This is a genomic window from Bradyrhizobium sp. CCBAU 21365 (assembly GCF_015291305.1).
Taxonomy (GTDB): domain Bacteria; phylum Pseudomonadota; class Alphaproteobacteria; order Rhizobiales; family Xanthobacteraceae; genus Bradyrhizobium; species Bradyrhizobium elkanii.
The window spans coordinates 4,828,317-4,847,997 of record NZ_CP030036.1; the positions used below are offsets into that span (position 1 = coordinate 4,828,317).

The window sequence follows — 19,681 nt, forward strand, 5'->3', positions numbered from 1 at the left end:
TTTTGGCGTTGGATGGATTTTGGGACATGACGGGATCGACACGATCGAGCCGCGGGCTCGATGACCGCCGCAAGCGGCTTTTGTTTCGCTGCTGGCATCGCGGCACCCGGGAGATGGACCTGATCCTCGGCCGCTTCGCCGACGCGACCATTGGCGAACTGTCCGACCACGAGCTCGGCGAGCTCGAGCATCTGATCGAGGTGCCGGATCCCGATCTCTATGCGGCGCTGACCGGCGACAAGGTGCTTCCCGCAGAGTACGAGACCGCGCTGTTTGCCCGCATCAAGGCGTTTCGGGTCGCGGATCCCAGCGCATGAAACAGCCGATGAAATCACCGGCCGCGATGCTCGCGCCCGGCCGGGTGCTGACCATCGCCAACGTCGCCGAGGGCGCCGAAGGGCTCGTCATCTCCGATCTGGCGCGCGCCATCGCCGCGCAGCCGAAGCGTCCGGCGGTGAGCCTTGCCGTGGTGTGCCGCGACGGCGCGCGGATGCAGCAACTCGCCCGCGCGCTGGAGTTCTTTGCACCCGATATCGCCGTGATGCAGGTTCCGGCCTGGGACTGCCAGCCCTATGACCGCGTCTCGCCGCATTCCGGCATTTTGGCGCAGCGCCTGACCGCCTTGGCAAAACTGTCGCGGCTGGTCGGCAGCGACAAGCCGCTGATCGTGTTGACCACCGTGAACGCCGCCGTGCAGCGGGTGCCGGCGCGCGATCAGGTCGCGGCGCAAGCATTGTCGGTCGCGCCCGGCAACGTCGTGCCGATGGACTCGGTCGTCGCCTGGCTCGAGCACAATGGCTACACCCGTTCGTCGACCGTGCGCGAGCCCGGCGAATATGCGGTGCGCGGCGGGATCCTCGATCTGTTTCCGGCTGGCCTCGACCAGCCGGTGCGCTTCGATTTCTTCGGTGATAGTCTGGAATCGATCCGTACCTTCGATGCCGAGACCCAGCGCACGCTGCTCGACATGCGCGGGCTCGATCTCGTGCCGGTCTCGGAATTCCAGCTCACCACCGAGACCATCCGGCGTTTCCGCATGGGCTATGTCGCCGCGTTCGGCGCGCCGGAACGCGACGACCAGCTTTATGAAGCCGTCTCGGAAGGACGGCGCCACCCCGGCATGGAGCATTGGCTGCCGCTGTTCCAGGAGCGGATGGACACGCTGTTCGATTATCTCGACGGCGCGACGGTTGCGATCGAGCCGCAGGGCGAGGACGCCGCGCGCGAGCGCTTCTCGCAGATATCAGACTATTACGACGCGCGGCGCGAGGCGCTGGAGCATCCGGGTAGCGGCGCGATCTACAAGCCGCTGCCGCCGGACAAGCTCTATCTGACCGAGGCCGAATGGACCAAGCTGCTCGGCGATGCGCCGCTGGCGCGGCTGACGCCGTTCGCGGTGCCCGAAGGCTCGCCCGACGTGTTCGACGCCGGTGCGCGGCAGGGCCGCAATTTCGCCCCCGAACGCGCCGACACCAACGTCAACGTGTTCGAGGCCGTGGTCGGCCATGTCGGCGCGCTGCAGAGCCAGCGCAAGAAGGTGGTGATCGCGCTGTGGAGCGAGGGCTCGCGCGACCGCATGGGCGCGATGCTGCGCGACCACAAGCTCCTGAACACGACCAGCGTCAACACCTGGCGGATCGTGCAGGCGACGCCGCGCAACGAAACCATGCTGGCGGTGCTCGGCATGGAATCCGGCTTCGAGACCGACGAGTTCGCCGTCATCAGCGAGCAGGACATTCTCGGCGACCGCCTGGTGCGGCCGCGCAAGGCGAGCCGCAAGCTCGACAATTTCATCTCGGAGGTGACGAGCCTTGCGACTGGCGATCTCGTGGTCCACGTCGAGCACGGCATCGGCCGCTTCGTGGGCTTGCAGACGCTCGAAGTCTCCGGCGCGCCGCATGACTGTCTCGAGCTGCATTATGCCGCCGAAACAAAACTGTTCCTGCCGGTCGAGAACATCGAGCTGCTGTCGCGCTACGGCTCCGACAGCGCCAATGTCGAGCTCGATCGTCTGGGTGGCGGCGGCTGGCAGGCGCGCAAGGCGAAGCTGAAGAACCGCATTCGCGAGATCGCGGGCGAGTTGATCAAGATCGCAGCCGAGCGGCAGCTGCACGAGGCGCCGAAATTCCCGTTGCAGCCGCACGTCTATGACGAGTTCTGCGCGCGCTTCCCCTATGAGGAGACCGAGGATCAGCTCGGGGCCATCACCTCGACCTTGAAGGACCTCGAGATCGGCCGCCCGATGGACCGGCTGATCTGCGGCGACGTCGGCTTCGGCAAGACCGAGGTGGCGCTGCGTGCGGCGTTCGCCGTGGCGCTGGAGGGCAAGCAGGTCGCGGTCGTGGTGCCGACCACGCTCTTGGCGCGCCAGCACTCACGGACCTTCACCGAGCGCTTCCGCGGCTTCCCGGTCAATATCGCGCAGGCCTCGCGGCTGGTCTCGACCAAGGAGCTGAACCAGGTCAAGAAGGGGCTCACCGACGGCAATGTCGACATCGTCGTCGGCACCCATGCGCTGCTTGGCAAGGCCATCAAGTTCAGGGATCTCGGCCTGCTGATCGTCGACGAGGAGCAGCATTTCGGCGTCAGCCACAAGGAGCGGCTGAAGCAGCTGCGCGCCCAGGTCCATGTGCTGACGCTGTCGGCAACCCCGATCCCGCGCACCCTTCAACTTGCGTTGACCGGCGTCCGCGAGCTCTCGATCATTGCCTCGCCGCCGGTCGATCGCCTTGCGGTGCGCACCTTCGTCGCACCGCACGATCCCCTGATGATCCGCGAGGCGCTGCTGCGCGAGCGCTACCGTGGCGGACAGGCGTTCTATGTCGTGCCGCGGATCGAGGACCTCGCCGGCGTCAAGGACTTCCTCGACAAGAACGTGCCGGAGATGAAGGTCGCGGTCGCCCACGGCCAGATGCCGCCGACCGTGATCGAGGACATCATGTCCGCGTTCTACGACGGCAAGTACGACATCCTGCTGTCGACCACGATCGTCGAGTCCGGTCTCGACATCCCGAACGCCAACACGCTGATCGTGCACCGCGCCGACATGTTCGGCCTCGCCCAGCTCTACCAGCTGCGCGGCCGCGTGGGCCGCTCCAAGCTGCGCGCCTATGCACTGTTCACGCTGCCGGCGCAGCAGAAGATCACGGCGCAGGCGGAGCGCCGGCTCAAGGTGCTGCAATCGCTGGAGACGCTGGGGGCCGGTTTCCAGCTCGCCTCGCACGACCTCGACATCCGCGGCGCCGGCAATCTGCTCGGCGAAGAGCAGTCCGGCCACATCAAGGAAGTGGGCTTCGAGCTGTACCAGTCGATGCTGGAGGAGGCGATCGTCAACCTCAAGGCCGGCGTCGCCGAGCCCGCCGCCGACCGCTGGTCGCCGCAGATCACGATCGGCATGCCGGTCCTGATCCCCGAGGACTATGTCAACGACCTCAGCGTGCGGCTGTCGCTGTATCGCCGGCTCGCCGATCTCGACACCGACGAGGACATCGACGCCTTTGCCGCCGAGATGCGCGACCGCTTCGGCGTGCTGCCGGACGAGGTGCGCTATCTGTTCAAGGTCGCCGCGATCAAGGCCTATTGCCGAAGGGCCAATGTCGGAAAGGTCGACGCCGGCCCGAAGGGCGCCGTGATCGCATTCCGCGACAACAGCTTTGCCCATCCGGAGCGGCTGGTGAGCTTCATTCGCCAGCACGGCCAGGCCGCCAAGGTGCGGCCCGACATGAAGGTGGTGTTCTTCCAGGAGTGGGATACGCCCGAAGAGCGGCTCGCGGGCACCACCGAGATCCTGCGCCAGCTCGCCAATCTCGCGGAGAGCAAGAAGGCGGCTTGACGCGCGGTCCGACGCAAGTCCCCGTTCAGGATCGGATCAAATATGGCGCAACGTGGTCGTCGAGCAGTTTCAGGAACTGCTCGGCGAGAACGCTGAGTTCGCCGATCGTCGGCTTGAGGACTCCGACCTCGTAGTGGATCGCCGGCGCGAAGGGGCGGACGACGAGCGTGCTCGCTCCGCTGGTTCGCCTGAGCGTTTCGGACGCGCTGAGCGCGTCGACGAGGCAGACACCCGCGCCATCGATGACGAGGTTAAGCGCGACGGCGAAGAATTCACACTCGATCGCCGGATGAAACGGCGTACCGCTGGCTTCGAAGGCGCGCGATACCGCGGCGTAGGTCGATCGGCTCTGCGAGGTGATGATCAGATCATGTCGCTCGAGAAGATCGGGAGTGACGACTTTCCGGTCAGCCAGTGCATGCGTTGCAGGCATCACGCAGTCGAGCGACATCCGGTAGCGCCGCAACACGACATTGGTGCGGTCGAACGGCGGCTCGGCGACTCCGAAGTCGAATGCACGCGCCGAGACCAGGCTCCGGACATTCTCGGAGCTTCGGGTCAGGAGCCTGATCGTTGTTGACGGGCGCTCGCGCTGGAAGCGGCTGACGACGCCCGGAAGCCAGACTATCCCAGGCCCCGGACTCGCGATCGTCAGAACGCCGCGCTTGCCTGCAGAGATCCCGGCAGCGGCGTCCTCCAGCTCGGCAAACCCGGCGAGCGCCCGGATCGCTTCATTGTGCAGCAGATGCGCCTCCGGCGTAGGCACGATATGGCGGCTCTCCCGGCGAAACAGCGCAAACCCGACATCCGCCTCCAGCCGTTTCAAAGCCGCACTCACAGCCGGCTGCGATATGCCGAGTGCGCGCGCGGCCTCGGTTGCCGATCGATGCTGCATAACAGCATGGAAAATCTCAACAAGACGCCTATCCATAACCAATATCTATATATCGTTTCGATGCTGCTCGTGGTATTGAGCATGAAGGGAAACGCCAACAATACAAAGAATTTTCGCACATCACGCCGGCGAAATTCCAGATAATGTTACCGCAATCTGAGCGTGACGAAGCATTGGCATTATATTTGCTTATGTTTCGCGATGAAGTCGTCTGGAGGGTCTGCGGGGATGAACACAAGCCACGCATCATGTGCTGCGTCGGTCCTGGCCGCCGAGGCGGTGGTCAAACGCTTCGGCGCCCACACCGTTCTGAACGGCGTGGATCTTGCGCTGGGCACCGGGCAGTCGACCTGCATCATCGGTCCAAGCGGCTCCGGCAAGACGACCCTTCTGCGATGCATGGCGCTGTTGGAAGTTCCTTCCGACGGGCGCGTCGTGATGGAAGGGGCGACGGTCTCGCAGGCCCGGCCATCGTCGGATGTGCGGCTCGCTGCCCGCAAGGTGCGGCCGGAAATCGGAATGGTGTTCCAGCAGTTCAATCTGTGGCCGCACATGACGGTGCTGGGAAATATCATCGAGGCCCCGATGCGCGTGCGCGGGGTGAGCCGGGACGAGGCGGTCGTCACGGCCGAACGGCTGCTTCAGAAGGTCGGCATGGAGGCGAAGCGCGATGCCTATCCGGCCAGGCTGTCCGGAGGTCAGCAACAACGCGTCGCGATCGCCCGGGCGCTTGCCATGCAGCCGAAGATACTCCTGTTCGACGAGCCGACGTCGGCTCTCGACCCCGAACTTCGCCGCGAGGTGCTGCAGGTCATGCGCACGCTCGCGCTCGAAGGCATGACGATGCTCGTGGTGACGCACGAGATGGGCTTCGCCCGGCGCGTGGCGAGCCATGTCGTGTTCATGGACGAGGGGATGATCGTTGAGCACGGCACGCCGGCCGCCTTTTTCGAACGGCCGACGACCGAGCGCGCCAAGCGCTTTCTCAATCAGTTTGACGAGTGATCACTGCACGACAGGAGATTGAAGCTCATGCCAAATCTGCGCCGACTTGCCTTCGTTTGCGCGCTCTTTCTCTCGATGACGCCGGCGGCTGCCCAGCAGACGCAATCGCGACTCTACGAGATCACCAAGAGCGGGGTGCTCAGGGTCTGCATCTGGCCCATGTACTATTCGATTTCGTTCCGCAACCCAGATAGCGGACAGCTCGAGGGGATCGACATCGATCTCTCCAGGGAGCTCGCAAAGGACATGGGCGTGAAGCTGGACTATGTGGAGACCAGCTTCGGCAGTTTCATCGCCGACCTGCAGGCCAACAAATGCGATCTCGGCATGTTCGGCGTCGGGGCGACGATGAAGCGGGCGCAGGCCGTCGCGTTCTCGGATCCGTATCTGACGAGCGGCGTCTATGCCGTCGTGCGCAAGGGCGGTCCGATCAAGTCGTGGGCTGACATCGACAAGTCCGGCGTCAACGCCGGCGTCTCGCTCGGCAGCTATGTCGAGAACTTCATGCGGTCCTACTTCAAGAACGCCAAGACCGTCGCGGTTGCGCCTCCGGCCACCACCCAGGCTGAGCTGATGGCGCAACGCGTCGACGTCGTCATGACCGATTATCCGGCCTCGATCAAAATGAATGCCCAGTTCGACTGGACCACGACGGTGGTGCCGCCGGAAAACCTGTCCGTGACGCCTTACGCTTACGTCATGAACCAGGGTGACCAGATCTGGCTGAACTACGTGAACCTGTTCGTTCGCACCATCAAGCTCGACGGCCGGCTCAAGGCTGCCGCCGAGAAGAACAAGCTCGGACCGATCGTCGCGCCCTGAGACATCAGATGCAAAGCTACAGCTTTCGCTGGGACGTCATCCCGAACAATCTGGGTTTTCTTGCCTCCGGCATGGAAATGACCCTGTTCATTTCAATTGTCACGCTCGTGGTGGCGACCCTGTTGGGGCTCGTCATCGCGATCATGCAGATGTCCCGTTTCCGCTTCGCGCGCATCATCGCGCTTTCGGTCGGCGAAATCGTCCGCAATACGCCAATCCTCGTGCAGCTGCTATGGGTCTATTACGTGCTGCCGATCGTCTTCAATGTGAGGATCGATGCGCTGGCCGCGTCGATCCTCGGTCTCTCGCTCTATTCGGCGGTGTTCATCTCCGAGGTCTTCAGAGCGGGCATCCAGACCGTTCCGGTCGGGCACCGCGAAGCGGCGCAGGTGCTCGGCCTGACGCCCGCGCAGAGCTTTGTGCGGATCGTCGGCCCGCAGGCGATTCGCAGCGTGCTGCCGCCGCTCGCCGCCAACTTCGTCCAGCTCATCAAATATTCCTCGCTTGCGTCCGTGGTGTCGGTCGGCGAGGTCACGCGGCGCGGCATGGAGTTGTCGTCATCGACGTTCAGGCCGCTGGAAATATTCACCTTCATCGCGGTGGTGTATTTCGCGATCTGCTGGCCGCTCACCCACTCAATCCGCATATGGGAAGCGCGCCTTGCACGACGTTGATCAAGTTCGCCGCGCGGTTTCGAGCGATCGGACCAGCCAGGTCGTCGAGCTGGCGATGCGGCTGATCGGAGTGCCGTCGCCAAATCCGGACGGCGATACCCGCGCTGTGGCGGCGCTGGCGGCGGATCTTCTCAGCGCCCATGTGCCTGGCGTTGCGGTTGAGCTGCATCCGGGGACAGCCGAGATCGTCAACGTCGTCGCACGGATCAAGGGTCATGCCCCCGGCCGCCGCATCGTGTTCAACGGCCATCTCGACACCTATCCGTTGGGCGAGCGGATGAGCTGGTCGGTCAATCCCGACGGAGAGGTCGTAGGCGGCCGCCTTTACGGCCGCGGCGCTGCCGACATGAAGGGCGGCATCGCGGCATCGATAGCCGCGATGGCCGCGCTGGCCGAGCAGCGCGAGGCATGGGCGGGAGAGGTGGTGCTGACGCTCGCCGGCGACGAGGAAAGCATGGGTCCATACGGGACCAAATACCTGCTCGACCAGGTCCCCCATGCCAGCGGCGACGCCGTGATCATTGGCGACGCCGGTTCACCGATGGTGCTGCGCTTCGGCGAGAAGGGATTCCTCTGGATCGAGATCGAGGCGGAAGGCAGCGCGGCGCACGGCGCGCATGTTCATCTCGGCATCAATGCGATCGATCGCTTGCGCGAAGCGCTGGACAGAGTGAGTGAGCTGCGCAGCCTGGCGGTTGCGATGCCGGTCAATGTCGCCGACGCCATCCGCCGTGCAAGGCCTGTCTCCGAACCGCTGTGCGGCGCCGGCGAAGCCGACGTCCTGTCGCGCGTCACGGTCAACATCGGAACGGTGAGTGGCGGTTCGTCGCCGAACCTGGTGCCGAGCCGGGCACGCGCGGCCATCGACCTGCGTTTGCCGGTCGGCGTCACGTCGGAAGCTGTACTCGCGCTGTTGCGGGAGGTGCTCGATCTGCCCGGCATCACATGGCGCGTGTTGCGTTGCTTCGAGCCCAATCACACCGGCCCCGGTGACGAGATCGTCACGCGCTGCGCGACTGCGGCGACGGACATCATCGGCAGGGCGCCGGCGATCAACATGCGCGTCGGCGGCTCCGATGCGCGCTGGTTTCGAATGGCCGGAATCCCGACGGTGGTCTATGGGCCGACTCCTCACAACATGGGCGCGCCGGACGAGTATGCTGACATCGCCGAACTGGCGACGGTGTCGCGCGTGCACGCGCTGACCGCCTTCGACATGCTGACAAGAGAGAGCAGAAAATGAGCGACGTGGCGGGTTTCGTGGGTCCGGAAACATTCATGGGATTGCCGGCGGGGTTACCGCGCCCCGGCAGCCGCGCTGCCGTGCTCGGCGTGCCGTTCGACTGCGGCACGCATCCGTTCCGCGTCGGCGCCCGGCAAGGTCCGCTGGAGGTCCGGCGGGAGTCGCGGCTCATTCGCCGCTATCATCCGTCGCTCGCCGACGTCGATGTGCTGTCATTGCTGGGTGCAGTCGATGCCGGCGATGTTGCCTTGGTGCCGGGACGCATCGAAGACGCCTTTGTCAAGATCGAGGCTGCCGCTGGCCAGATTCTCGAGCTTGGCGCGGTGCCGGTCGGGATCGGCGGCGACGGTTCGGTCTCGCTTCCGCTGATGCGCGCCGCCGCCCGGTATCACAAGGATCTCGTTGCACTGCATATCGACAGCCATACCGATGCATATCCGTATACGCCGGACGATCGGTACAATGCGGCCACGCAGTTCACCAACGCGGCGCAGGAAGGCGTGGTGAACGCCGGCCGATCCTTCATCGGCGTGCGCGGATTCACCTATTGCCCGGGTGTGCTCGAACATACGCGGTCGCTCGGATTTCGCGTCGTCACGATCGAGGAGCTGATGCGGCGCGGTTTCGCGCAGACCGTCGCGGAATTCAGCCAGGTCGTCGGCGCGCGACCGGTCTATCTGTGCTGGGACATGGATGTGTTCGATCCGTCGGTCGCTCCCGGCGTCTGCACGCCCGCCTGGGGAGGCCTGTCGGCCCGCGAGGGGATCGAATTGCTGCGCAGCCTTTCAGGCTTGAATATCGTCGCGATGGATTTCAACACGGTCAGCCCGCCACAGGACGTTCAGGGGATGGCCGCGCAGCTCTGCGCCCATATGATCATGGAGGCTCTCGTGCTGCTTGCCGCGGGCATGGGGTTGTTGCCGGACTGAAATCGCAGCGGCTTGATGGGGATGCCGCGCCGGCGATGACCGTGCCCTGAAATCCGCGGCCTTACGACGCTGCGCGCTCCGGCATACCGAACAAACGCCCGAGCAGCGAGATCGCGGAATCGCCCGGCATGAGCGTTGCGACGCTGACGGCGGGCTCGGCGCGCGTGTCGCGGCGGCCGTTCTGGGTGTGGCGCATCACGCTGGCCAGTCGCCGCGTGATCGCCTGCGCATTGCGCAGGTCGGTTCCGGCGAATGCGACGACCAGCGAGCGGTCGTCATGCACCGCGCCGAAATCGGTCTGGCGCATCAGCCGGCTGATGATTCGCGCGCCGTCGAATTGCGCGCGCGGCTGCGTGTTGTCGAAGGTGAAGCGTGCCACCGAGAGCGCGCCGCCGCGCTCGGCGGTCTGGTAGACGGCGGTCGCAAAATCGCGCTCGAACGCGGCCTTGGTGAGCAGGCCGGTGCGGGCATCGATCAGGCCCTTGGCGTCGATCGCCTTCAGCATGCGGCCGAGCCGCGCCTCGAAGGCGTGCTGGCGGATCATCGGCAGCGCCATGTCGGCGATGCGCGTCGGCCCGGCCGTGACAATCTCGAGATTGGGCAGTTCGTATCGTGGCGTCAACTCGCCCGAGGCGACGATCACGGGCAACGGGCGGAAGCGGACGTCCTCGGTCAGCACGGTTAGGAACGCATCCATCACCCGCGGCGTGAAGCCTTCCGCCAGCACGATGCCGTCGATATCGCGGCTCGAGAGATGCTTGGCGGCGGCCTCGATGCTGAGCGCACCGACCACGCCGGCGCGTTCGCCGAGCGCGACCGACAGCGTCGGGTAGGCGCCGCCGCGGCCGATCAACAGCGCGGTGGCCTCTCCGATCGGATCGATGTCAGACAGGGCGATCGGTGCCGGCGGCACCAGGCGGCGCATCACGGTGGCATGCAGGCCGCGAACGCGTAACGACGCATTGAGCCGGGCGACCAGCCGATCCGGCAAACCCTTGCTCTGGAAGAATGCGATCACGGTGTCGGGCAGGGTGGTCGCGGGATCGACCGCGATCACCGGCAGATACGGCGCGCGGGCGGCGGCGCGCTTGGCGAGACCCGACAGGGTGACGAAGTCGACGCCCTCGGCGGCCGCGATGATCGCTGCCGGCTTGACCTGCTCGATGGCCCGTCCGGCCTCGTTCCAGTCGCTGACCACGACCGGGAACAGTTTCGTCTCATCGAGGACTGCGGCAAACGACGGCTTTGTCGACGCCGATACGATGAGGACCGGACCTTGTTGGGACATTCGAACGCTCGAAACCAATGCAGAAATCAGCAACGGCTGCGATGCTAGTTCGCATGGCTTAATGCGGCGTCAACACAATGATAAGACTAACGCAATGATAAGATTTTAACTCACCCCGGCGCCGCCACGGTCGCGAAATGCTTCGACCATCAAGGGGTTAAGCCCAAGTTCTGTGAGGGCGTCGCGGGCGCGCGCATTGTCCTGCGCCCGTCCGGCCAGCCGGTGGCCGCTGAGGCGGTCCGGCAATGCGGTGAGCAGCGCGCCCTGGCCGAGGCGGCGCGACCACTCCTGCAGTTCCTGGGCGAGGAAGCGGTAGCCGCCGACCGTCATCACCCCCGACGGCGGTGCGGTGATGTTGATGGCCCCGGTCGCGCGATCGACCCGTGCGGCATATTCGGTGTCGACGAAATCGTGCGGCGGCGGCGCGATCAGGCTGTCGCCGGGCGGAGGCGGCGGCGCATAGGCGGCGACCGGCACCATCGGGCCGCGCAGGCCGAGCGTGCCCTTCGGCGTCAGCAGGATCTCGCCGGCGACCGATGCGCCGGGTGCTTCGCGCGGCGCGCTGTGCGGCCCCGGCTTGATCAGGGCCGGCGATCCGTCCTCGGCGGTCCGGCGGGCGCCGAACAGCCCGGCCTCGCCGAACAGATAGACGTCGGTCATGGTCACCGGCCGCGAGGTCCAGTGCGCACTGGAGGCAACCTGCTCCGGCGTACGCCAGAGGCCGATCACGGTGCGCAGGCTGGGCAGGCGCTCCGACAGGCCGCGCTCGTCGAGCCGCAACGCGAGCTGCGCCGGCGCGATCAGCGTGTTGCAGGCGTGATCGTTGAACTGGGTCTCGAACGCGTCCTCGTCGAACGGGTGGTGCAGCACCAGCGTTCCGCCCGACAGCAGCCAAGTCACCAGCGACGCGCAGATGCCGGCGAACGACATCGGCGCGAACGCCGACATGATGGTGGCGCCTGGCGCCAGATCGCTCTCCAGCGACATCGCGAGCCCGCCGGCAATCAGGCCGAAATGCGCCCGCGGCACCGGACGAAGACCGCCGCTGGTGACATCGAAGGAAATCAGCGCCGGCTTGCGGCCGTCCTCGATCATCGGGCGCGAGGCCCGGGAGTCTTCCAGGATCGCCTGGTCGAGCGACGCCATGCCTTCGGGCAGATCATTCCCGAAGCCGCAGACATGGCGGATCGAGAAGGCTTCCGCCGCGGCGTTCATGGCGATGTCGGCATAGGAGACGCCGTCGATCCGGCCGCAGCTGACGATCGCCCGCGCCGCGGTGCGGTTGAGCACGGACGTCAGCTCGGCCTGCCGCCACAGCAGCGGCAGCGGCACCACAACCAGGCCGACCCGATGCGCGGCGAGGACCGTGAGGGCCAATTCAACCGTGCCGGGCAACTGCACGGCGATCACCGTGTTGGCCGGCAATCCGCTCTGGACGAAGTGGGCGGCGATCGCCGAGATCGCGCGGTCGGCCTGGGCATAGGTCAGGCGCTTGCGCGTCTGTCCGGTGATGCGCTGCTTGTTGAGCGGGTCGACCAGCGCCAGCGCCTCGGGCTGCCGCGCCAAGGTGCGCTTGAACAGGGTATCGAGCGTTGGCGAGGTGATCGACTGGTTCACGGGTTCAACGTCGGTTGCATCGCTTCGCTCGGACCAGGTCATGCCGCGTCGGGTCGTATCACTCGGCCAATCATCTGGATTGCGCGCCGGGCTTCTGCCACCAAGTCTCCGGCAGGTAGCCCGTCAACGCCGTGGTCGAAGGCCGTTCTATCCGATTCCAGCGCGCGATCCATTGCTCTCCCAAGTTAAATAGGGGGATAGCGTAACAGCCCGACATCAGGGCCCGGTCCAGCGCCCGCACCGCCGAGACGAAGGCCGGCCGCTCGCGCGCCGCGAGCAGCGCCGCGATCATGGCGTCGATGGCGGGATCCCTGGCGCCCATGTAATTCCTTGTGCCCGGCACATCGGCGGCCTGGCTGCTCCAGTAGAACCACTGCTCGTTGCCCGGCGACAGCGACTGGTCCCAGCGGATGGGGATCATGTCGAAGTCATAGCCGACGCGGCGCTGCTCGAACTGCACCGCGTCGACCACCCGCACCACGGCTTCGATGCCGGCCCGCTTCAGGTCACGCTGATAGGCGAGGGCGATCCGCTCATGCTCGCGCGTCGTCACCAGGATCTCGATGCGGAGCGGCGTCCCTGTCGAGCGCTGCTTCAAGACTGTGCCGTCGAGCGCGTAGCCCGCCTCGGCGAGCAGCGCGAGCGCATTGCGCAGAAGGCCGCGGTCGCGCCCCGACCCGTCGGTGACCGGCAGACGATAGCGGCCGTCGAGGATCTCGGGCTGGATGTGCGACAGGTATGGTTTGAGCAGCTCGCGCTCGCGATCGTCGGCGGGGCGGCCATAGGCGGACAGATCCGATCCGGCGAAGAAACCGCCGGCGCGCGAAAATAGCCCGAAATAGTAGTTGCGGTTGACCCATTCGAAATCGAACAGCATCGCCAGTGCCTGACGCACCCGCAGGTCGGCGAATTTCGGCCGCCGGCTGTTGAACACCAGAAATTCGGACGGCCGCGGCGTGCCGATCTTGATGGTGTCGCGGATCACCTCGCCGTTGCGCGCCGCCGGGAAGTCGTAGCCGTCGTGCCAGCGCAGCGGCTCGGTCTCGGTCCGGAAATCATACAGGCCGCGCTTGAAGGCCTCGAACATGCCGTTGGCCTCGCGGTAGTAATCGAGCCTGATCTCGTCGAAGTTCCAGAGGCCGCGGTTGATCGGCAGGTCGCGGCCCCAATAATTGAGATCCTGCGTGAAGGTGACGCTGGCGCCGGGCTTGACCGTCGTCACACGGTAGGGGCCGGACCCGATTGGCGGCGCTAAGGTCGTTTCCTCGAATTTTTCGGGGTCGATGGCGTGCCGCGGCAGGATCGGCATCAGGCCGAGGATCAGCGGCAATTCGCGATCCGCCACGTCGCCGAAATCGAACCGGACCGTGAGCGGGTCGAGCGCCTCGGCCTTTGCGACTTTCGAATAATACTGACGGTGCATCGGACGGCCGTGGTCACGCAGCAGCGCCAGCGAGAACAGCACGTCGTCGGCCAGCACCGGCCGGCCGTCCGAGAAGCGGGCGCGGGGATCGATGTGGAACGTCACATAGCTTCTGGCGTCGTCGGTCTCGACGCTGCGCGCGAGCAGGCCGTACAGCGTGAACGGCTCGTTGTTGCCGCGCGCCATCAGGCTTTCGTAGACATAACCGCGCTCATAGCCGTAGCCCCTGACCTGCTGCACGGGGACGCCCCTGATGATCATCGGATTGAGGCTGTCGAAGGTGCCGATCACACCCTGGATCAGGCGGCCGCCCTTGGGAGCGTCGGGATTGGCATAGGGCAGGTGGGCAAAGTCGGGTGGCAGCGCGGGGTCGCCATGCATCGCGATCGCGTGGCTCTCGGCGGCCGCCGCAGGGGCCGGCCCGCTCATCATGCATCCCGAGACCAGCCAGATGGCAGCCCATGCGGCGCGCCAAGTGTGCCCGGGAACACGTGCGTGAGGCGCCGGATTTGATTCGCGAAACGTCACGTCCGGAGGTTTATCACAGGCCGCTGAAACTCGCCGCGAGATGGGCGCAAATCCGCTTGTCGGCATTGATCTTTCCGCGCGCCGCTGTATTGAAGGCGTGCAATTCGAAGGCGGGAACGCCTGTCACGTATCCGCCTCAATTGACTAGGAGACAGCCGCCCAAACGGCTATGTGTCGGCGCCTGCAGCGGTTTCGGGCTTCCGTTCAGAAAGGGTTTTCCGCAATGAATTTCCGTATCTTGGCCGCCCCGGTCCGGCCGCATGGGCGAATTGTTGCCCTGATGGCGGCGACGGCATTCTCTGCAGCGCTCCTGGTTCCTGCCGCTCAGGCCCAGCAGCCGGCAGCGCCGGCGCCTGCGGCACCGAAGGCCGCGCCCAAGGCGGCACCCAAGGCAGCTCCGAAGGCGCCGGCTCCGGCAGCCCCGGCACCGGCCGCCCAGGCGCCGGCCGCAGGCCAGGCGCCCGCTGCGGCCGGCCAGCAGCCGCCCCAGGATCAGCAGATCCAGCTGATCTACGCCCCCTGGACCAAGTTCTGCCTGAAGGGCCAGGAAGCCAACGCCAAGCAGGTCTGCTTCACCGGCAAGGACGGCCGCATCGAGTCGGGCCAGCCGGTGATTGCCGCCGTGATCATCGAGCCGGAAGGCGAGCCGAAGAAGATCCTGCGCGTCACGCTGCCGCTCGGCATGCAGCTCGTGCACGGCACCCGCATCATCGTCGACGGCAACCCGCCGCAGCAGGCGCCCTATGTGATCTGCTTCCAGAACGGCTGCATGTCCGACTATGAAGCAACGCCCGAGCTGATCGCCAACATGAAGAAGGGCCAGAACCTCGTGGTCCAGGCGATCAATTCGAACGGCGCGCCGCTGACGCTGCCGCTGCCGCTCAACACCGAATTCGCCAAGGCCTATGACGGCCCGCCGACCGATCCGAAGGTGTTCGAGGAAAACTCGAAGAAGCTGCAGGAAGAGTTGCAGAAGCGCGCCGAAGAGCAGCGCAAGAAGCTGGAAGGTGCGGGCGGTGGCTCTGCGCAGGCTCCGGCGCCGGCCAACCCGGCGGCCAAGTAAACATTTCGTAAACACTTCGCAAACACTTCAATCGCGCGTTCAAGAAAACGCGAGATCATCGCGATCAAAAGGCGCCCGGAAGGGCGCCTTTTTTGTCATGCGAAACGGACTGGCTGCTGGCAGCCTGCTGCGCTGGTGATCGCGCAGATCGTATGCGATGGTCATCGAAGGGTGCTGCGATTGCCTCGCGCGATGAGCGCGCATCGTTGGTGCCTGGTCCGGACAAGTCCGGCGTCGAAGCACAATCATAAATCCGATACGGGAGGCCAGACGAAAGCGCGAACAGCGCCTTCGATGCGCAAATGCGCGCGTGGTTCCTCCGCGAATCCTGGCCGCCGTTCGCAGTCATGGAAGTCGCGCAATGTCCCGGCAAGTCAGCACGCAGCGGCGCGAACCGCGCTTCCGGCCCCGGGAGCAGCCGACCGGCGGTGCTTCGGTCGATGCTGGCGTTCGCGTCAGCCAGGATAACGCCCCCGGTAACTTTCATCCCGGCATCGTCCATCTCGCGCTGGCGATGGGCGGCTTTGCGATCGGCATCGCCGAGTTCGCGACCATGAGCCTGTTGCCGTTCTTCGCCCGCGACCTGCACATCAGCGAGCCCCAGGCCGGCCACGCGATCAGCGCCTACGCGCTCGGCGTTGTCGTCGGTGCGCCGGTGATCGCGGTGCTGTCGGCGCGCATGACGCGGCGGACGCTGCTGATCGCGCTGATGGGCTTCTTCGCGCTGATGAACGGCCTTTCGGGGCTCGCGCCCGATTATCACACCATGCTGGCGCTGCGCTTCCTGGCGGGGCTGCCGCACGGCGCCTATTTCGGCATCGCCATGCTGGTCGCGGCCTCGCTGGTCCCAACGGACAAGCGCACGGCGGCGGTCGGCCGCGTGCTGCTGGGGCTCACCATCGCGACGACGATCGGCGTTCCACTCGCCAACGGGGTCGGGCAGGCGATCGGCTGGCGCTGGGCCTTCGCGATCGTTGCCGGCCTTGCGCTGTTGACCGCGGTGCTGGTGCTGATCTTCGCCCCGCGTGATGCCGCCAACAGCAAGGCGAGCCCGCTGCGCGAACTGTCGGCACTCGGGCGCAAGCATGTCTGGCTGACGCTGGCGATCGGCGCCATCGGTTTCGGCGGGCTGTTCTCGGTCTACACCTATCTGGCGTCGACCATGCTGGCGGTGACCCACACCTCGCCCGCGCTGGTGCCGGTCACGCTGTGCGTGTTCGGCGCCGGCCTTACCGCCGGCAACATCATCGTGCCGCGCTTTGCCGACCGCGCGCTGATGGCAACCGCAGGCGGGCTCCTGCTATGGTCGGCGGCGACGCTCGCGCTCTATCCGCTGGCGGCCGGAAATTTCTGGACGCTGACCGCCGACGTGTTCCTGATCGGGCTGGGCGGGGCGCTCGCCACCGTGTTGCAGACCCGCCTGATGGACGTCGCGGGCGAGGCGCAGAGCCTCGCCGCCGCGCTCAACCACTCCGCCTTCAACGTCGCCAATGCACTGGGGCCATGGCTCGGCGGAATGGCGGTTGCCGCGGGTTATGGCTGGACGTCGACCGGCCTGGTCGGCGCGGGGCTGGCGCTGGCGGGCTTTGCCGTCTGGGCGATCGCGGTTGTCCTGGCCAGGCGCGAGGGGGTGTGAGCGTGGCAGCGCGACCGCCGTGGCATCCGCCGGAGCGCCGCCGAACCTCAGTTCAGCGACGGGTTGCGCGGACGGTAGCCGCCCGATTTGTCCTTGATGAAGATCTCCGCCACCTGCGAATGCCGGATCGGCTCGCCGGACTCGTCGGGCAGGAGGTTCTGCTCCGAGACATAGGCGACGTACTCGCTCTCCGAGTTTTCCGCGAGCAAGTGGTAGAACGGCTGGTCCTTGTGGGGCCGCATGTCCTCGGGGATCGACAGCCACCATTCCTCGGTGTTGTTGAACTCCGGGTCGATGTCAAAAATCACGCCCCGGAAGGAGAACACCCGGTGACGGACGATCTGCCCGATCTGAAACTTGGCGGTGCGCGCTTTGATCATGGCTCGTCGATAGACCAACATTGTGGCCGATGCTAGGGGCTAAGCTCCGAATTAACCCGCGCTTTACCGATTCCAGCCCTGCAAAAACGACCCGAAATCCGGCCGAGAAACTACTTTCAGAATGATCGATATCCTCAATCTGGCGTTGCCGTATTTCGGCTTGATCTTCATCGGTTACGCGTGCGGCAAGGCCAAGGGGCTGCCCGAGAGCGGGCTCGCCTGGATGAATTTCTTCCTGCTTTACGTTTCGTTGCCGGCGCTGCTGTTCGGGATCATGTCCAAGACGCCGTTTGCGGAGCTGAACAACCCGCCATTCCTGATCGCCACCACGCTCGGAACCGTGCTCGCATTCTTCCTGGCGATGGTCGCGGGCAAGGTGATCGGCGGGCTTACGCTGCGCGAGGCGACGCTGGCCGGCCTGTCAGGCGCCTACGGCAATATCGGCTATATGGGGCCTGGCCTCGCGCTTGCCGTGCTCGGTGCCAAGGCGGCGGCGCCGACCGCGCTGATCTTCTGCTGCGACAGCATCTTCCTGTTCTCGATCGTGCCGCTCTTGATCGAGCTCACCGACCGCGACCATCCCTCGCTGCTGCACGCACTTGGCGTGGTGCTGCGGCAGATCGTGCAGAACCCGCTGATCATGTCGGCCGTGTTCGGGGCGCTGGTCGCCGCGTTTCACATCCCGATCCCGGTCGCGCTCGATCGCACCATCCAGTTCCTGGAAAACGCCGCCGCGCCGACGGCGCTGTTCGTGCTCGGCATCACGGTGGCGCTGCGGCCGTTCGAGCGGGTGCCGTGGGAGGTCCCGGGCGTGGTCGCGATCAAGCTTTTGATCCATCCGCTGCTGGCGTTCGGCCTGATGCTGCTGTTCGGCCCGTTCGCGCAGCCTTGGGCTGCGACGGCGGTGCTGATGGCGTCGCTGCCGCCGGCGCTCAACGTGTTCGTGATCGCGCGGCAGAACGACACCTGGATCGAGCCGGCCTCGGTCGCGGTGCTGATCGGCACCTTCGCCTCGGTGGTCACGCTGACCAGCGTGATGTGGTTCATCCAGAGCGGACGGCTGGTGTTTCCCTGATCGGCGCGCTTCTTATTTGACGCGTTTTCTTAACGCGAACCGGTACCCACTTCGCTCGGAAACGCTTTGCTCACCGCCGCCAAGACGGGGCAAGGCCTTCGCGCATCGCGAGGCGCCGCAGTGGGCCGAATGCGCCGAGCAGATGCAGGCCGGCAGCGCGCGCCGTCTGCATGCCAAGGAAATCGCTCAGCAGCGACCGGTTGGCGATGTCGATAGCCCAGGTCCGGCTGGCGACATCGGGGCGCCGCGCCGCCTGGTAGCGCGACAGCACATTGGGCGCGCCGGGATCTTCGCCGCGACCGATCGCCTGACCCGCGATCTCGGCGATATCGGCGGCATCGCGCAGTCCCATATTGAGGCCCTGCGCGCCGATCGGCGGCAGCACATGGGCGGATTCCCCGACCAGCGCGATTCGGTTTTTGGTGAATTGCCGGGGCCGCTCGATCGCGAGCGGAAACACGTGACGGCCGCCCTGGACCTCGACGCGGCCGAGGATCGAATGCGATTGTCGCTCGGCCGCGAGGGACAATTCGTCGTCCCCGAGCGCCATCAGCCGCTCGGCCTCCCTGGGCGCCGAGACCCAGACCACGCTGCTTCGGTTGCCGCTGAGCGGCACGAACACGCAGGGGCCGTGCTCGGTGTGGAATTCGGTCGAGATGTTGTGGTGCGGGCGGGTATGGGTGATGTTGAAGGTGAGGGCGGACTGCCCGAGCTCGCGGCTCGTCACCTCGATGCCGGCGGCCTCGCGGGACAATGAATTGCGCCCGTCGGCACCGACCACGAGCCGGGCCTGAAGCGACTGGCCCTGCCGCGTCACCACGGTGACCGCGGCATCGTCCGGCCGCACCGAGGCGGCTTCATCGTCGAACCGCGTCAGCGCGGACAGTTCACCGGCGCGGTCCTCGAGCGCCGCGACCAGCGAGCGGTTGTCGATGTTGAAGCCAAACTGCTCGCGGCCAATCTCGTCGGACGAGAAGCTCACCTCGGGCGCGCGGATCAGGCGGCCGGTGTCGTCGACGAGGCGCATGGTCTTGAGCGCCGCCGCTCGGTCGCTGCAGCGCCGCCAGACGTCCAGCCGCTCCAGGATATCGGTCGAGGCACCGAGCAGCGCGGTGGTCCGGTTGTCGGCATAGGGCGCGCGGCGCGCCAGCAGCGCGGTCCGCGCACCTGCGTCGGCAAGGGCAATCGCAGCCGTCAATCCGGCCGGACCGCCGCCTATTACGATAACGTCATAATCCAGCGAGCTGTCGGTCATATCAGGACATTTGACA

16 protein-coding genes are annotated in these 19,681 nt (G+C 65.9%); 10 read left to right on the forward strand and 6 right to left on the reverse strand.

Annotation, left to right across the window (positions count from 1 at the left end):
- Positions 1-26: 26 nt before the first annotated feature.
- Both XI02_RS22140 and mfd read left to right on the forward strand, forming a co-directional pair.
- The gene (locus tag XI02_RS22140; RefSeq protein WP_016847004.1) at positions 27-317 is read left to right on the forward strand and encodes a succinate dehydrogenase assembly factor 2; all 291 of its coding nucleotides are present in this window, start codon (positions 27-29) and stop codon (positions 315-317) included.
- Positions 314-3,832 (forward strand): transcription-repair coupling factor, encoded by a 3,519-nt coding sequence (mfd, locus tag XI02_RS22145; protein ID WP_172647990.1) that lies wholly within the window; start codon positions 314-316, stop codon positions 3,830-3,832. Before XI02_RS22140 ends, mfd begins: the two co-directional genes overlap by 4 nt.
- A 25-nt stretch (positions 3,833-3,857) precedes the next feature.
- Here the strand turns inward: mfd and XI02_RS22150 are convergent, their stop codons facing one another.
- On the reverse strand, positions 3,858-4,763 hold the full coding sequence (locus XI02_RS22150) for a LysR family transcriptional regulator (RefSeq protein WP_172647989.1): 906 nt from the start codon (positions 4,761-4,763) through the stop codon (positions 3,858-3,860).
- Between the two features lie 192 nt (positions 4,764-4,955).
- Between XI02_RS22150 and XI02_RS22155 the strand changes: the two genes are divergently transcribed.
- The 5 genes from XI02_RS22155 to XI02_RS22175 are packed head-to-tail and all read left to right on the forward strand — an operon-like array spanning position 4,956 to position 9,400.
- Positions 4,956-5,732 (forward strand): amino acid ABC transporter ATP-binding protein, encoded by a 777-nt coding sequence (locus tag XI02_RS22155; RefSeq protein ID WP_016845779.1) that lies wholly within the window; start codon positions 4,956-4,958, stop codon positions 5,730-5,732.
- A gap of 27 nt (positions 5,733-5,759) precedes the next feature.
- Entirely contained in the window at positions 5,760-6,554 is a 795-nt protein-coding gene (locus tag XI02_RS22160; protein WP_172647988.1) for an ABC transporter substrate-binding protein, read from the forward strand.
- A gap of 8 nt (positions 6,555-6,562) precedes the next feature.
- The gene (locus XI02_RS22165; RefSeq protein ID WP_018271600.1) at positions 6,563-7,228 is read left to right on the forward strand and encodes an amino acid ABC transporter permease; all 666 of its coding nucleotides are present in this window, start codon (positions 6,563-6,565) and stop codon (positions 7,226-7,228) included.
- Complete coding sequence (locus tag XI02_RS22170; protein WP_172647987.1) at positions 7,215-8,471, forward strand: M20/M25/M40 family metallo-hydrolase; 1,257 nt, start codon at positions 7,215-7,217, stop codon at positions 8,469-8,471. Before XI02_RS22165 ends, XI02_RS22170 begins: the two co-directional genes overlap by 14 nt.
- Positions 8,468-9,400, forward strand: a complete 933-nt coding sequence (locus XI02_RS22175) for an arginase family protein (RefSeq protein WP_210339746.1) — start codon at positions 8,468-8,470, stop codon at positions 9,398-9,400. The genes XI02_RS22170 and XI02_RS22175 overlap by 4 nt, the downstream gene beginning before the upstream one ends.
- A gap of 61 nt (positions 9,401-9,461) precedes the next feature.
- Here the strand turns inward: XI02_RS22175 and XI02_RS22180 are convergent, their stop codons facing one another.
- The 3 genes from XI02_RS22180 to XI02_RS22190 all read right to left on the reverse strand — a co-directional run bounded on the left by XI02_RS22180 (position 9,462) and on the right by XI02_RS22190 (position 14,160).
- Complete coding sequence (locus XI02_RS22180) at positions 9,462-10,688, reverse strand: GGDEF domain-containing protein (RefSeq protein WP_172647986.1); 1,227 nt, start codon at positions 10,686-10,688, stop codon at positions 9,462-9,464.
- Positions 10,689-10,793: 105 nt separating this feature from the next.
- Positions 10,794-12,347 (reverse strand): class I adenylate-forming enzyme family protein, encoded by a 1,554-nt coding sequence (locus XI02_RS22185; RefSeq protein WP_172647985.1) that lies wholly within the window; start codon positions 12,345-12,347, stop codon positions 10,794-10,796.
- A 28-nt stretch (positions 12,348-12,375) separates the two neighbouring features.
- Positions 12,376-14,160 carry an extracellular solute-binding protein gene (locus XI02_RS22190; RefSeq protein ID WP_172647984.1) on the reverse strand — a complete coding sequence of 595 codons (1,785 nt, stop codon included), beginning with the start codon at positions 14,158-14,160 and terminating at the stop codon, positions 12,376-12,378.
- A 319-nt stretch (positions 14,161-14,479) separates the two neighbouring features.
- On the opposite strand from XI02_RS22190, the gene XI02_RS22195 reads away from it, so the two are divergent.
- Together XI02_RS22195 and XI02_RS22200 are read left to right on the forward strand one after the other, a co-directional pair.
- On the forward strand, positions 14,480-15,319 hold the full coding sequence (locus XI02_RS22195) for an invasion associated locus B family protein (RefSeq protein WP_026192757.1): 840 nt from the start codon (positions 14,480-14,482) through the stop codon (positions 15,317-15,319).
- A 361-nt stretch (positions 15,320-15,680) separates the two neighbouring features.
- Positions 15,681-16,955, forward strand: a complete 1,275-nt coding sequence (locus tag XI02_RS22200) for an MFS transporter (protein ID WP_197971311.1) — start codon at positions 15,681-15,683, stop codon at positions 16,953-16,955.
- 47 nt (positions 16,956-17,002) lie between these two features.
- Here XI02_RS22200 and hspQ read toward each other — a convergent pair whose 3' ends face one another.
- On the reverse strand, positions 17,003-17,335 hold the full coding sequence (gene hspQ / locus XI02_RS22205; RefSeq protein WP_016845766.1) for a heat shock protein HspQ: 333 nt from the start codon (positions 17,333-17,335) through the stop codon (positions 17,003-17,005).
- A 121-nt stretch (positions 17,336-17,456) separates the two neighbouring features.
- On the opposite strand from hspQ, the gene XI02_RS22210 reads away from it, so the two are divergent.
- Positions 17,457-18,410 carry an AEC family transporter gene (locus XI02_RS22210; protein WP_016845765.1) on the forward strand — a complete coding sequence of 318 codons (954 nt, stop codon included), beginning with the start codon at positions 17,457-17,459 and terminating at the stop codon, positions 18,408-18,410.
- Positions 18,411-18,480: 70 nt separating this feature from the next.
- Here XI02_RS22210 and XI02_RS22215 read toward each other — a convergent pair whose 3' ends face one another.
- A complete protein-coding gene (locus XI02_RS22215) occupies positions 18,481-19,665 on the reverse strand; it encodes a UbiH/UbiF family hydroxylase (RefSeq protein WP_172647983.1) in 1,185 nt (394 codons plus the stop codon).
- Positions 19,666-19,681 lie beyond the last annotated feature (16 nt).

Coding starts and splice junctions, on each gene's coding strand:
- XI02_RS22140 (WP_016847004.1), top strand. CDS start 27: ATGACGGGATCGACACGATCGAGCCGCGGGCTCGATGACCGCCGCAAG.
- mfd (WP_172647990.1), top strand. CDS start 314: ATGAAACAGCCGATGAAATCACCGGCCGCGATGCTCGCGCCCGGCCGG.
- XI02_RS22150 (WP_172647989.1), bottom strand. CDS start 4,763: ATGGATAGGCGTCTTGTTGAGATTTTCCATGCTGTTATGCAGCATCGA.
- XI02_RS22155 (WP_016845779.1), top strand. CDS start 4,956: ATGAACACAAGCCACGCATCATGTGCTGCGTCGGTCCTGGCCGCCGAG.
- XI02_RS22160 (WP_172647988.1), top strand. CDS start 5,760: ATGCCAAATCTGCGCCGACTTGCCTTCGTTTGCGCGCTCTTTCTCTCG.
- XI02_RS22165 (WP_018271600.1), top strand. CDS start 6,563: ATGCAAAGCTACAGCTTTCGCTGGGACGTCATCCCGAACAATCTGGGT.
- XI02_RS22175 (WP_210339746.1), top strand. CDS start 8,468: ATGAGCGACGTGGCGGGTTTCGTGGGTCCGGAAACATTCATGGGATTG.
- XI02_RS22180 (WP_172647986.1), bottom strand. CDS start 10,688: ATGTCCCAACAAGGTCCGGTCCTCATCGTATCGGCGTCGACAAAGCCG.
- XI02_RS22185 (WP_172647985.1), bottom strand. CDS start 12,347: ATGACCTGGTCCGAGCGAAGCGATGCAACCGACGTTGAACCCGTGAAC.
- XI02_RS22190 (WP_172647984.1), bottom strand. CDS start 14,160: ATGATGAGCGGGCCGGCCCCTGCGGCGGCCGCCGAGAGCCACGCGATC.
- XI02_RS22195 (WP_026192757.1), top strand. CDS start 14,480: ATGAATTTCCGTATCTTGGCCGCCCCGGTCCGGCCGCATGGGCGAATT.
- XI02_RS22200 (WP_197971311.1), top strand. CDS start 15,681: ATGTCCCGGCAAGTCAGCACGCAGCGGCGCGAACCGCGCTTCCGGCCC.
- hspQ (WP_016845766.1), bottom strand. CDS start 17,335: ATGATCAAAGCGCGCACCGCCAAGTTTCAGATCGGGCAGATCGTCCGT.
- XI02_RS22210 (WP_016845765.1), top strand. CDS start 17,457: ATGATCGATATCCTCAATCTGGCGTTGCCGTATTTCGGCTTGATCTTC.
- XI02_RS22215 (WP_172647983.1), bottom strand. CDS start 19,665: ATGACCGACAGCTCGCTGGATTATGACGTTATCGTAATAGGCGGCGGT.